15 protein-coding genes and 1 pseudogene are annotated in these 12429 nt (G+C 65.1%); 11 read left to right on the forward strand and 5 right to left on the reverse strand.

Features of this window, described 5'->3' with window-relative positions; all coding sequences use genetic code 11:
- Window positions 1–194, forward strand: a pseudogene (locus tag CFE50_RS21075) (hypothetical protein); the annotation flags it as partial.
- A 235-nt stretch (window positions 195–429) separates the two neighbouring features.
- Here the strand turns inward: CFE50_RS21075 and tyrS are convergent.
- Complete coding sequence (tyrS, locus tag CFE50_RS21080) at window positions 430–1629, reverse strand: tyrosine--tRNA ligase (RefSeq protein ID WP_286737138.1); 1200 nt, start codon at window positions 1627–1629, stop codon at window positions 430–432.
- Window positions 1630–1796: 167 nt separating this feature from the next.
- On the opposite strand from tyrS, the gene CFE50_RS21090 reads away from it, so the two are divergent.
- Window positions 1797–3233, forward strand: coding sequence for a peptidoglycan DD-metalloendopeptidase family protein (locus tag CFE50_RS21090; RefSeq protein ID WP_347340696.1), 1437 nt, complete (start codon window positions 1797–1799; stop codon window positions 3231–3233).
- 1 nt (window position 3234) lies between these two features.
- Window positions 3235–4320, forward strand: coding sequence for an anhydro-N-acetylmuramic acid kinase (locus tag CFE50_RS21095; RefSeq protein ID WP_286737139.1), 1086 nt, complete (start codon window positions 3235–3237; stop codon window positions 4318–4320).
- An 18-nt stretch (window positions 4321–4338) separates the two neighbouring features.
- On the opposite strand, the gene erpA is transcribed toward CFE50_RS21095, so the two are convergent.
- Complete coding sequence (gene erpA, locus CFE50_RS21100) at window positions 4339–4689, reverse strand: iron-sulfur cluster insertion protein ErpA (protein ID WP_007162616.1); 351 nt, start codon at window positions 4687–4689, stop codon at window positions 4339–4341.
- A gap of 187 nt (window positions 4690–4876) precedes the next feature.
- Between erpA and hemJ the strand changes: the two genes are divergently transcribed.
- The 4 genes from hemJ (at window position 4877) to coq7 (ending at window position 7250) form a co-directional block, all read left to right on the forward strand.
- A complete protein-coding gene (gene hemJ, locus CFE50_RS21105; protein WP_286737140.1) occupies window positions 4877–5302 on the forward strand; it encodes a protoporphyrinogen oxidase HemJ in 426 nt (141 codons plus the stop codon).
- Window positions 5303–5350: 48 nt separating this feature from the next.
- Window positions 5351–6139, forward strand: coding sequence for an SDR family NAD(P)-dependent oxidoreductase (locus CFE50_RS21110; protein WP_286737141.1), 789 nt, complete (start codon window positions 5351–5353; stop codon window positions 6137–6139).
- Between the two features lie 81 nt (window positions 6140–6220).
- Window positions 6221–6562 carry a histidine triad nucleotide-binding protein gene (locus tag CFE50_RS21115; RefSeq protein ID WP_017642985.1) on the forward strand — a complete coding sequence of 114 codons (342 nt, stop codon included), beginning with the start codon at window positions 6221–6223 and terminating at the stop codon, window positions 6560–6562.
- Between the two features lie 40 nt (window positions 6563–6602).
- Entirely contained in the window at window positions 6603–7250 is a 648-nt protein-coding gene (coq7, locus tag CFE50_RS21120) for a 2-polyprenyl-3-methyl-6-methoxy-1,4-benzoquinone monooxygenase (RefSeq protein ID WP_007162620.1), read from the forward strand.
- Between the two features lie 60 nt (window positions 7251–7310).
- Here the strand turns inward: coq7 and pcaG are convergent, their stop codons facing one another.
- The 3 genes from pcaG to pcaQ all read right to left on the reverse strand — a co-directional run bounded on the left by pcaG (window position 7311) and on the right by pcaQ (window position 9682).
- On the reverse strand, window positions 7311–7922 hold the full coding sequence (gene pcaG / locus CFE50_RS21125; RefSeq protein ID WP_241810251.1) for a protocatechuate 3,4-dioxygenase subunit alpha: 612 nt from the start codon (window positions 7920–7922) through the stop codon (window positions 7311–7313).
- 10 nt (window positions 7923–7932) lie between these two features.
- Window positions 7933–8658 carry a protocatechuate 3,4-dioxygenase subunit beta gene (gene pcaH, locus CFE50_RS21130; protein WP_007162622.1) on the reverse strand — a complete coding sequence of 242 codons (726 nt, stop codon included), beginning with the start codon at window positions 8656–8658 and terminating at the stop codon, window positions 7933–7935.
- A gap of 100 nt (window positions 8659–8758) precedes the next feature.
- Window positions 8759–9682 carry a pca operon transcription factor PcaQ gene (gene pcaQ / locus CFE50_RS21135; RefSeq protein WP_286737142.1) on the reverse strand — a complete coding sequence of 308 codons (924 nt, stop codon included), beginning with the start codon at window positions 9680–9682 and terminating at the stop codon, window positions 8759–8761.
- A 116-nt stretch (window positions 9683–9798) separates the two neighbouring features.
- Between pcaQ and CFE50_RS21140 the strand changes: the two genes are divergently transcribed.
- The 4 genes from CFE50_RS21140 to ureG all read left to right on the forward strand — a co-directional run bounded on the left by CFE50_RS21140 (window position 9799) and on the right by ureG (window position 12383).
- On the forward strand, window positions 9799–10491 hold the full coding sequence (locus CFE50_RS21140; protein ID WP_286737143.1) for a TetR family transcriptional regulator: 693 nt from the start codon (window positions 9799–9801) through the stop codon (window positions 10489–10491).
- A 97-nt stretch (window positions 10492–10588) separates the two neighbouring features.
- Entirely contained in the window at window positions 10589–11089 is a 501-nt protein-coding gene (gene ureE / locus CFE50_RS21145) for an urease accessory protein UreE (RefSeq protein ID WP_027599097.1), read from the forward strand.
- On the forward strand, window positions 11086–11757 hold the full coding sequence (locus tag CFE50_RS21150) for an urease accessory protein UreF (RefSeq protein ID WP_286737144.1): 672 nt from the start codon (window positions 11086–11088) through the stop codon (window positions 11755–11757). Before ureE ends, CFE50_RS21150 begins: the two co-directional genes overlap by 4 nt.
- Before the next feature lie 11 nt (window positions 11758–11768).
- The gene (gene ureG, locus CFE50_RS21155; protein WP_007162627.1) at window positions 11769–12383 is read left to right on the forward strand and encodes an urease accessory protein UreG; all 615 of its coding nucleotides are present in this window, start codon (window positions 11769–11771) and stop codon (window positions 12381–12383) included.
- Window positions 12384–12429 lie beyond the last annotated feature (46 nt).

A 12429-nucleotide genomic window follows, 5' to 3' on the forward strand; every position in this document is an offset into this window, starting at 1 on the left:
TTGTGTTGCTGATAATCTTGCGACATCAGACTTATCTCACAAGCACCCACACGAATTGCTTGATTCAACTTGTTAAAGAGCAGTTGGTTGCGACCGTGTCGCTAACCGAGGCGCGCATTCTACGCTGCCCTCACATCCTGTCAAGCGTTGATTTGAACTTTTTCGTTTCAACTCAACCACTTGCGCTTGCCTGACCGGTCTAGCCAATCTCGGCAGCGGGAGGCGAATCCTACAGCATCCTCAGACGCTGTCAACCCCTCCGCTTCATTTCGTTGCCACCCTGAGGTGAGAGCCAAATGGCGAAGAATCCGTGGACCCCTCGCCCGGCTCAGACCTAAGTGCTTGATTTTCAAGCCGCTTCAGCGTCTGCGCCGGAAGTGGGGCGCATTATAGGGGAGTTTCAGAGCAGGTCAACAGGTTATTTCAAATTTATTGCTGACGGACGCTGATGCGGGCAAAAGCCCTCTTGCCGGCCTGACATATATAGGTACGGCCGATCTCGAACAGGAAGCCGCGATCGACCACCTCGCCATCCACCTTGACGCTACCCGCCGCCAGCAGATCGCGAGCGGCTGCGGCGTTCTTCACCAGTCCAGCCTTGTTGAGGACGGCAGCGACCGGCAGTGCCGCATCGGTTTCCAGCTCGACTTCCGGCAGGTCTTCCGGCAGCTCGCCATCCTTCATGCGGTTGCCCGCGGAACGGTGGGCGGTCTGAGCGGCTTCTTCCCCGTGGAAGCGGGCCACGATCTCTTCGGCCAGCTTGATCTTGATGTCGCGGGGATTGGCGCCCTGCGCAACATCGCTGCGGAACTGGGAGATCTCTTCCAGGCTGCGGAAGCTGAGCAGCTCGAAGTAACGCCACATGAGGGTGTCGGGAATGGACACCAGCTTGTTGTACATGACGCCAGGCGCTTCCTGGATGCCGACATAGTTGCCCAGGGACTTGGACATCTTCTTCACGCCGTCCAGACCTTCCAGCAGCGGCATGGTGAGGATGCACTGGGCTTCCTGGCCATAGGCGCGCTGGAGTTCGCGGCCCATGAGCAGGTTGAATTTCTGGTCGGTACCGCCCAGCTCGACATCCGCGCGCAGGGCGACGGAGTCATAGCCCTGGACCAGGGGATAGAGGAACTCGTGGATGGCGATGGGCTGGTTGCCGGCGTACCTCTTGCTGAAGTCGTCGCGCTCGAGCATGCGCGCCACGGTGTACTGGGAAGAGAGGCGAATGAAGTCGGCCGGCGACAGCTGATCCATCCAGGTGGCATTGAAGGCCACTTCGGTACGGGCCGGATCGAGGATCTTGAACACCTGGGCCTTGTAGGTCTCGGCATTCTCCAGCACCTGCTCGCGGGTCAGCGGCGGGCGGGTGGCGCTCTTGCCACTGGGGTCGCCGATCATGCCGGTGAAGTCGCCGATCAGGAAGATGACCTGGTGGCCCAGCTCCTGGAACTGGCGCAGCTTGTTGATCAGCACGGTGTGGCCGAGGTGCAGATCCGGGGCGGTCGGATCGAAGCCTGCCTTGATGCGCAGCGGGGTGCCGCGCTCCAGTTTTGTTACAAGCTCTGACTCGACAAGCAGCTCATCTGCTCCACGCTTGATGACCGCCAGCTGCTCCTGGACCGTTTTCATGGGGGCTTCGCCTCTGAATTTCGAAAGCGTGAACCTTATCAAGATGCCCCTAGTAGCCGCCAGCCGGCACGTCGGATCGCCACCCCAAAGGGTTGTGACAGCCAGATTTTGATTATATTTTAGGCAGTTATTCACTTCTTTTAACGTCAGATCATCACTTTAGCTAAATGACGAAGCCAATCCCCAAAAGTCCGTTCTACCCCAAAAGCCACCTCGTGGCCGCCAGCGGGGTGGCCGCACTCTTGAGTCTGGCCTTGCTCGTGTTTCCCTCTCAGCAGGTCGAGGCGAAACGCACTTCCATCAATCTGGATGTTGAACAGGACGCCCGGCGCGTCGTGCAGGGTCAGGATGACCTGAAGGAGCAAGTGCTCGCAGATACTCAAGCTGCGGACACCCAGTCCCCCTCCCCCTTTGCCCAGGTCGCCCCGGAGCAGACGGAAGCCCAGACCGCCGAGGAAGTGCCTGCCGAAGAAGAGGTCGCTGCCGCGGAGCGTGTCGAGCCGCAGTGGAAGACCGAAACCGTGCGCAAGGGCGACACCCTATCGACGCTGTTCGAGCGGGCTGGCCTGGCCGCTGCCGTGGTGCACGAGGTGCTGGCCAGCAGCAAGGAAGCCAAGAAGCTGACTCGCCTGCGGGTGGGCCAGAAGATCGAATTCCAGCGTGACCATGCCGGCGACCTGCTAGCAGTGCGCACCAAGCTCACCGCGTTGCAGACCCTGTCGCTGGTCAAGTCCGACCAGGGCTACGAGGTCGAGCACAAGACCGTTACCCCGGACATCCGCAAGGCCTATGCCCAGGGCCGGATCAGCAGTTCGCTGTTCGCCTCGGCGCAGAAGGCCGGACTGTCCCATGACATGACCATGGCGCTGGCCACCATCTTCGGCTACGACATCGACTTCGCGCTGGACATCCAGGAAGGCGACGAATTCGAGGTGGTCTACGAGGACAAGGTGGTCAATGGCAAGCACGTCGGCTACGGCAACATCCTGGCCGCCCGCTTCGTCAACAAGGGCAAGGCCTACACGGCCGTGCGCTACACCGCCAAGAACGGCACCACCAACTACTACACCGCGGAAGGCGGCAGCATGCGCAAGGCCTTCATCCGTACCCCGGTGGAGTTCTCGCGGATCAGCTCGCGCTTCACCATGGGGCGTTTCCACCCGGTGCTGAACAAGATGCGTGCGCACAAGGGCGTGGACTATGCCGCGCCCACCGGTACGCCGATCCATGCCACCGGCGATGGCAAGATCGCCAAGGCCGGGCGCGAGAATGGCTACGGCAACGTGGTGATGATCCAGCACGGCAAGACCTACACCACGGTCTATGGCCACATGAGCCGGATCGCCAAGGGCATGCAGGCCGGCGCCTCGGTGAAACAGGGCCAGGTGATCGGCTACGTGGGCATGACGGGCCTGGCGACCGGTCCGCACCTGCACTACGAATTCCGCATCAACGGCAATCACGTCGACCCGCTCGGGGTGAAACTGCCGATGGCCGATCCCATCGCCAAGAACGAGATCTCGCGCTTCCTGGCCCAGAGCCAGCCGCTCATGGCCCGCATGGACCAGGAACGTGCCTCTCTGCTCGCGATGAACAAGCGCTGAGATGGAGCGCTACCTGGGGGTGATGTCCGGCACCAGTCTGGATGGACTGGATATCGCCCTGATCGAACAGGACGAGCGGACCCGTTTCGTCGCTGCCCTGGGCGTGCCCATGCCGGAAGCGCTCCGCCGCGAACTGCTGGCGCTGTGCGCGCCCGGCGACAACGAGATCGAGCGCATCGCCCGGGCGGAACAGGCCTGGGTCGGGCTGGCCGCCCAGGGTATCGCCGAACTGCTGGCGCAGCAGGGACTGACGCCCGCGGATATCCGCGCCGTGGGTAGCCATGGCCAGACCATCCGCCATTTGCCGGCGCAGGGCTACACCCTGCAGATCGGCGATGCCGCCCTGCTGGCCGAACTGACCGGCATCGATGTCATCGCCGACTTCCGCCGCCGCGACCTGGCCGCCGGTGGCCAGGGCGCGCCCCTGGTCCCGGCCTTCCATGCCGATCTCTTCGGCCTGGACCGCCCGCGCGCGGTGCTCAATATCGGCGGCTTCAGCAATGTGACCCTGCTGGCGCCGGGTCTGCCAGTACGAGGCTTCGATTGCGGACCGGGCAATGTGCTGCTGGATGCCTGGATCCACCACAGCCAGGGGCGGCTCTTCGACGCCGATGGCGCCTGGGCCGCGCAGGGACAGGTCGTGCCGGCGCTGCTGCAGGGGCTGCTGAGCGACCCCTTCTTCGTGAAAAGCGGACCAAAGAGCACCGGGCGCGAGCATTTCAATCTGCCCTGGCTGCAAGCGCATCTCGCCCGGCATGAGGCGCTGGCTTCGGCCGATGTTCAGGCCACCCTGGCCGAATTGAGCGCCCGCAGCATCGCCGACAGCATCCTGGCAGCCCAGGTGGTGGACGAGGTGCTGGTCTGTGGCGGGGGGGCGCACAACCGGGATCTGATGGCGCGTCTGGCGCGGCTACTGGCGCCGGCCAAGGTGCAGAGCACCGCAGCCTATGACGTGTCGCCGGACTGGATGGAAGCCATGGCCTTTGCCTGGCTGGCCCAGCGTTTCTGCGAGCGCCTGCCCGGCAACTGCCCAGAAGTCACCGGCGCCCGCAGCCTCCGCGTCCTGGGTGCACTCTATCCACACTAGGCCAGAGGCTGTGCAAGGTCAGATGGAGAAGGACTGACCGCAGCCGCAGGTGGTGGCGGCGTTGGGGTTCTTGATGACGAAACGCGAACCTTCCAGGCCTTCCTGGTAGTCCACCTCGGCGCCGGCCAGGTACTGGAAGCTCATGGGATCCACCACCAGGTGCACGCCATCGCGCTCGATGACGGTGTCGTCGTCGGCGGAATCTTCATCGAAGGTGAAGCCGTACTGGAAGCCCGAGCAGCCGCCACCCGTGACGAAGACGCGCAGCTTCAGGCGGGGATTGCCCTCTTCCTCGATCAGGTTCTTCACCTTGCTGGCCGCGCCCAGGGTGAACTGCAGGGGGGTCGGGGTGAAGGTTTCAATGGTCATTGCCGTAGTCTCCCGGCTTGCGCCGAACACAATTCAGTCAGGAAATTATCCGCTTGCCCTAGCAAAAGGGTCAACTATTGCACGACCACGGGAGCTTGGCCGAGATGACCGGAGTGAATGACTTGCCGGCAGCGCCACTCTAATATCGCGCCGCCCGATGACGCCGATTGATAAGGAGAACGCCCCGATGCTCTATCTTTGGTTGAAAGCCTTCCACCTGATTGCCCTGGTCTGCTGGTTCGCCGGCCTGTTCTATCTGCCGCGCCTGTTCGTCTATCACGCCCAGAGCAGCGACACCGTGAGCCACGAGCGCTTCTGCCTGATGGAGCGCAAGCTGTACCGCGGCATCATGCTGCCGGCGATGATCCTGACGCTGGTGTTCGGCATCGGCCTGCTGGTGATCAACCCGAGCTGGCTGACCCAAGGCTGGATGCACACCAAGCTGGCGCTGGTGGTGGTGCTGATCGGCTATCACCATGTCTGCGGGGCCATGCGCAAGAGATTCGAGCGCGGCGAAAACAAGCGCAGCCATGTGTTCTATCGCTGGTTCAACGAGGTACCGGTTCTGGTGCTCATCGCCATCGTCATCCTGGTGGTGGTCAAACCCTACTAGGTGGGCGGTGGATCCGCCGGCGACCGGCGTTTTCCTGGAGAAAGCAGTATGCAGCGTTATGCCCTGGTAACCGGTGCCTCGTGCGGGATCGGTCTGGCCCTGGCCGAGGCCCTGGCGCGGCGGGGTCAGCCGCTGATCCTGCTGGCGCGGCGCAAGGACAAGCTGGAGAGCATCGCCGCCGAACTGGCCCAGCGCTTCGACGTGGAGGTGCTGTACCGGGTCTGCGATCTGGCGGAGCCGCTGCACCTGACCGGTCTGCTGCACGAACTGGAGCAGAGCGAGAGAGCCATCGGCCTGCTGGTCAACTGCGCCGGGATCGGCAGCGGCGGGGATTTTCTCGCCGCCGACTGGCCGCGGGTGCAGGAGCAGCTGGAGTTGAACATCCTGGCGCTCACCCGCCTGTGCCATGCCCTGGGCCAGCACATGGCGATCCAGGGGGGCGGCCAGATCCTCAACGTCGCCTCGACCGCGGCCTTCCAGCCCATTCCCTACATGAGCAGCTATGCGGCGACCAAGGCCTATGTGCTGCACTTCTCCGAGGGCCTGCGCGAGGAACTCAAGAAGCGGGGGGTGTCGGTATCGGTGCTCTGCCCCGGCCCGACCCGGACCGCCTTCTTCAAGAACGCCGGGCTGCACACCGGGCGCATGGAGCAGGGCAAGTTGCTGATGTCCGCCGAAGAGGTGGCCCTGGCCGCGGTGCGCGGACTGGAAAGACGCCAGGCGGTGATCGTCCCGGGCTGGCGCAATCGCCTGGGCAGTCTGCTGCCCCGCTTCTTCCCGCGCGCCCTGGTGCGTTCGGCCGCGGTGCGGATCGGCAAACTCTTTCAGCCCGCGTAAGGGTGATCCCGCCGGCGGCACCTGACCCCGGGCGGCAGCCGCTGGTACACTCGGGGTCTATTCAGCCAGCAGGAGATCGACGTGGATTGTCTGTTCTGCAAGATCGTCGCCGGGGACATTCCGGCCAAGGTGCTCTACGAGGACGATCAGGTCATGGCCTTCCATGACATCGCCCCGCAGGCGCCCGTGCACTTCCTGGTCATCCCCAAGAAGCACATCGCGACGCTGCACGACCTCAGCGAGGCCGATGACAAGCAGCTCGCCGGCCATATCCTCTTCACCGCCCAGCGCCTGGCGCAGGAGCAGGGTTGCGAGGAAGGCTTCCGCGTGGCGATGAATTGCAACGCCCTGGGTGGCCAGACGGTCTATCACATCCATATGCATGTGCTGGGCAAGCGGCAGATGACCTGGCCTCCGGGCTGAGCCACACCCTGCCATTCCTTCGCCCGCCAAGGAGATCACCTTGAGATCCAAGCGCCTCTACTCCCCCCTCGATCGACTGCTGATCCAGGCGGATACCGCCTTGCGTACCTTGACGCCCTTCAGTGGCGCTCCCACGCGCAGCTCGCCGGCCATTCCACTCAAGGATGCCGAGCTGAGCGACGAGGAACGCCGTCACGCGGCCGGCCTCATGCGCATCAACCACACCGGCGAGGTCTGCGCCCAGGCGCTGTACCAGGGTCAGGCGCTGACCGCCAAATTGCCGGAAGTGCGCGAAGAAATGGAAAAGGCGGCCGACGAAGAGATCGATCACCTGGCCTGGTGCGAGCAGCGCATCCGCGCCCTGGGTGAGCGTCCGAGCCTGCTCAATCCGCTGTTCTATGGCCTGTCCTTCGGGATCGGTGCCGGTGCCGGCCTGATCAGCGATCGCCTGAGCCTGGGCTTCGTCGCCGCCACCGAGGATCAGGTCTGCCGCCATCTGGACGAGCACCTGGACAAGCTGCCAGCGGCCGACGCCAAGTCCCGCGCGGTGCTGGAACAGATGCGCAGCGACGAAGAGCAGCACGCCGAGCACGCCCTGGCGGCCGGTGGCTGGCGCTTCCCCGCGCCGGTCAAATACGGCATGAGCCTGGTGTCCAAGGTGATGACCAAGACCACCTACCGCATCTGACCTGCAGCTGGCGCCCACGAAAAAGCCCTGCCTCGGCAGGGCTTTTTGCTGTTCGGACGACTAGATGTCGAAGAAAACCGTTTCCTGCGGGCCTTGCAGATAGATGTCGAAGCGATAGGCCAGGCGGCCGTCGATCTCGCAGCGACGCGCCAGCAGGGTGGGCCGGCGCTCCGGTTCCGGCAGGTTGTAGACCGGGCAGCGGGCGTTGGCCTCGGCTTCATCGTCAAAGTAGAGGCGGGTCTGCAGGTGGATGTTGATGCCGCGGGCGAACAGGGTGACGTTGATGTGCGGCGCCATCGGCTGGCCACGCTGGTCCTGGACCTGGCCGGGCTTGATGGTGTGCAGCGTCCAGTCGCCGGCGTCGAAGGTAGTGGCGGTGCGACCAAAGCCGTTGAAGGCCTTTTCCACGTCATAGACCGGATCGTATTGGCCCTGGTGATCGGCCTGCCAGAACTCCAGGAAGGAATCGCGCACCAGGTTGCCGTTGCCGTCGAACACCTGGCCGGTGAGCAGGATGTGCTCGCCCGGCGCGCCGGGCTTGGCCAGCTGGTTCCAGATCTCGACCTCGCGGGTGGGGTTGCCGGCGGCGGCCAGGGCCAGGCCGATGTGCACATAGGGGCCGGCGGTCTGGGAGGGGGTTTCCGGCAGCAGGTCGTGGCGGTTGGGGGTCATATCGGCGTCCTCAGTGGTGTTCGAAGAACGTCTGCCGCGCGCCGCGGGTGACGATGTCGAAGCGATAGGCCAGGCAGTCCATGGGATTGGCCATGCTCATGTCCAGGCGGGCGATCAGGGTCTGGACGGCATCGGGATCGGCGATGGACTTGACGATGGGGCACAGCGGGATCAGCGGATCGCCCTCGAAGTAGAGCTGGGTGATCAGCCGGGTGGCGATGGCCGGCCCCATGACCGAGACGTGGATGTGTGCCGGGCGCCAGTCGTTGCTGCCGTTGCGCCAGGGATAGGGACCCGGGCGGACGGTACGGAAGACATAGTTGCCCTGGCTGTCGGTACGGGTGCGGCCGACGCCGCCGAAGTTGGGATCGAGCGGCGCCAGGTAGACGTCGTTCTTGTGCCGATAGCGACCGCCGGCGTTGGCCTGCCAGATCTCCACCAGGGAATTGGGCACCGGCTTGCCAAATTGATCACGCAGGGTGCCGAACAGGATGATGCGTTCGCCCTGGGGCAACTGGCCGGTGCCGAAGTTGAGCAGCAGGTCGTTGTCGTGCGGCCCCAGCGGCAGCCGCGAGAAGTCGGGGCCACTGCGCTCGGAAGCCGTCTGGTGCTGCAGGCTGACCAGCGCCTGGCGCGGCGAGCGGGGAATCGAGGATTTGTAGGCGGGCGTATAGGCCTGGGGATGCCAGGTGCGATCACGGGCGACGTAGCGAACGTCGTGGGGCTTGTTATGCATTGGAATGCTCCACGGAAGGATCGGGGCCAAGGGCTGGCCGATCCCAGTGTGGCCCAGGGCGCCGCCTGGCTGAATTGAAAGCTGCGCCCTTCTCCATAACCTAATGGTTAAGTGTCAGCTCGCCGGCTACCTCGCGCAGGACGTCGCAGAATCTCTGGGTGGCCAGCGACAGGGGCACGCTGCCATTGCGGCAGATGCCGACCGACCCCCCGGCTTCGCGCACGCCAAGCTCCACCGCCACCAGTTCGCCGCTGGCCAGGTCGCGGCGTACCGCATCCAGCGGGGCGATCCACAGGGCCTCGCTCTGGCGGACGTACTGGCGGCTGAGGGTCGGCGACAGGGTTTCCAGCCGCTGGGGACTGAGGGGAATGCCACACTGGACGAAGAGACTCTCGGCGTGGCGGCGGATGGTGGTACCGGGCAACGGCAGCACCAGAGGATAGCGCGCCAGGGTCGCCAGGTCCGCCGGCAGCGCCTGGCTCAGCGGATGTCCCGGGCGCACCACCAGGGTCAGGGCCTCGGTATAGAGATGTTCGAAATCGAGGCCATGGATGTCCGGGCTGTCGGTCATGCGGCCGACCACCAGATCCAGGTCGCCGACGCGCAATTGCCCGAGCAGGTAGGCGCTGGGACCGGTGGCGACGTTGACGATCAGCTGGCGATGACGCTCATGCAGGCGCGTCAGTACCTCGGGCAGCACCTGGCTTTCCACCGTCGACAGCACCCCGACCCGCACCAGGCCGCCGGCCTCGCCACCGCGCACCAGTTGCATGCCCTCGCGCAGGGCCTGGACGCAGGGACCGGCGTGGCGGAGGAACAGCAGGCCCGCCTCGGTCAGGGTCACCTCGCCCTTGCCACGCACGAACAGGCGCACCTCGAGGATCTCCTCGAGTTCGCGGATGGTCTTGGAGATGGCCGGCTGGGACACGGCGATGGCATCGGCGGCCTTGGCGAAGCTGCGCTGCTGGGCGATCTCCAGAAAGCACAGCAGGTGGCGAAACTTGATACGGTTGTCGAGATTCATGACGCTCTCAAGGCAAGGCACGGGCCAGAGACTACCACCCGGCGGTCACGGAAAACCCTTGGAGTCAGCAGGGGCATCCTTTGCTACAGTGCCGCCTTGTCTTCCGAGATCTCTCCATGTCGATCCGTGCCCAGCAGAAGCTGCAAACGCGCCAGGCGCTGCTGGAATCGGCACGCCTGCTGATGAACAGCGGCCGCGGCTTCGGCAGCCTCAGCCTGCGCGAGGTGAGTCGCCAGGCCGGGATCGTGCCGGCGGGTTTCTATCGCCACTTCGCCGACATGGAGAGCTTTGGCCTGGCGCTGGTGGCCGAGGTGGGCGACACCTTTCGCGACGCCCTGCGCCAGGTGCGTCATCACGAGTTGCAGCAGCGCGGCATGATCGAGGCCTCGGTGGAGATCTTTCTCGGCGCCGTGAGCGACCACCGCGATCAATTCCTCTTTCTCGCCCGCGAGCAATACGGCGGCTCCCTGGCCGTGCGCCAGGCCATCGCCGAGTTGCGCCAGCGCATCACCCAGGACCTGGCCCGTGACCTGCTCGCCCTGGGTCGGCTGCCCCACCTGAGTCCGTCGCAGATCGATGTGCTGGCCGACCTGGTGGTGAAAACGGTGTTCGCGACCCTGCCGGAGCTGATCGATCCGCCCCCCCTGACCACACCGCCGCCGCTGTGGCCGGCGGCGAAGATGGTGCAGCAACTCAAGCTGATCCTGATCGGTAGCAAGCACTGGCGGCGCGGCGAGCGCACCAATGCCCCAAAGGAGGGCGTCGTCCTGCTAGCCGATGCAATGGCGCACCAAATAAGAGCAACCTGAACGCCAGGTCAACTTTCAGCGCCCCAGAACCAGGCGACTTGCGCGCCTTGGCAGGCCCCTTGCTGTAGAGCTGGGCAAAACTGCCAAGAGTCCTGCCATGCTGGTCGTCCAAAGCCGCTGCGCGCCCCGGGATACCTGGGACGCCGAACTCCACCTCACCTACGACGCCCGCAGCAAGAGTCGCCTGAGAGCCACCACCAGCGCCGGCGAAGACGTTGGCCTGTTTCTCGAACGCGGCCAACCGCCGCTGGCCGATGGCGACTGCCTCGAAGCCCGCGATGGCCGCATCGTGCGGGTCGTCGCCCGCCCGGAAAAGCTGTTGCACGTGACCTGCGCCAGCGCCTTCGAACTGACCCGCGCCGCCTATCACCTGGGCAACCGCCACGTCGCCCTGCAGATCGGCGACGGTTGGCTGCGCCTGCTGGACGACTATGTGCTCAAGGCCATGCTGGAGCAGCTCGGCGCCCGGGTCAGCGAGATCGAGGCCGGCTTCCAGCCCGAACATGGCGCCTACGGCGGCGGTCACCATCACTCGCACCATGGCGAGGAAGGCTTCAACTACGCACCCAAGCTGCACCACTTCGGCGTGCGCACGTGAATTCGCCCTTCGCGCTGCTGCGCCTGGCCAGTCCCCAGTTGCCGATTGGCGGCTACAGCTATTCCCAGGGACTGGAACTGGCCATCGACAGCGGCCTGATCCGCAGCGCGGCAGAGGCAGAAGTCTGGCTGCGCGACAATCTCGAACTCAATCTGGCGCGCTTCGAAGCGCCGCTGCTGCTGGCCCATTGCCAAGCCGCCGCGGCGGGCGACTGGACGCGCCTGAGCGAGCTGGCCGACCACCATCGCGCCAGTCGCGAGACCGCGGAATTCCAGCTGGAAAGTCGCCAGACCGGCTATTCCCTGGCCCAGCTGCTGCTCGGTCTTCCGGAGCTGGATGACGCCAGCCGCCGCCTGCTAGGCGAACTGGCCCCGACCTTCGCCCTCGGCTGGGCGCTGGCCGCCCGCGCCTGGGCGATCGCACCGCGAGCGGCGCTGGACGCCTGGCTGTGGACCTGGCTGGAAAATCAGCTGGCGGTGCTGATGAAAACCCTGCCGCTGGGCCAGCAAGCGGCCCAGCGCCTCACCTCCCTTCTGCTGCCGACCCTGACCGCCGTGGCCGAGCAGGCCGCTGCCCTGCCCGAAGCGAGCTGGGGCGGCGCCCCCTTCGGCCTGGCCCTCAGCAGCATGGCCCACGAGCGGCAGTACAGCCGCCTGTTCCGTTCCTAGGAGATCCCCTGATGACTACTCAACCCCTGCGCGTCGGTATCGGCGGACCGGTCGGCTCCGGCAAGACCGCCCTCACCCTGGCCCTCTGCCGCGCCCTGCGCGAGCGCTACAACCTGGCGGTGGTAACCAACGACATCTACACCCGCGAAGACGCCGATTTCCTGGTGCGCAACGAGGCCCTGGCGCCCGAGCGCATCCTCGGCGTGGAGACCGGTGGCTGTCCGCACACCGCCATCCGCGAAGACGCCTCCATCAACCTGGAAGCGGTGGACCAGCTCAACCGCCGCTTTCCCGGCCTGGACCTGATCCTGGTGGAGTCCGGCGGCGACAACCTGTCCGCCACCTTCAGCCCGGAGCTGTCCGACCTGACCCTCTATGTCATCGACGTCTCGGCCGGCGACAAGCTGCCGCGCAAGGGTGGCCCCGGCATCTGCAAGTCGGATCTGCTGGTGATCAACAAGATCGACCTGGCCGAGCAGGTCGGCGCCTCCCTGGAGGTGATGGATCGCGACACCCGCAAGATGCGCGGCGACAAGCCCTTCGTCTTCAGCAACCAGAAGACCGGTCTGGGATTGGAAGAGATCATCGCCTTCATCGAGAAGCAGGGTCTGCTGACCGCCGCCTAGGAACCTGCTCACGACCTCGCGAGCTAGAGCCAAACAAGGCCTAAGG

It is taken from the genome of Pseudomonas sp. PGPPP4 (genome assembly GCF_002256045.1).
Classification (GTDB): domain Bacteria; phylum Pseudomonadota; class Gammaproteobacteria; order Pseudomonadales; family Pseudomonadaceae; genus Chryseomonas; species Chryseomonas oryzihabitans.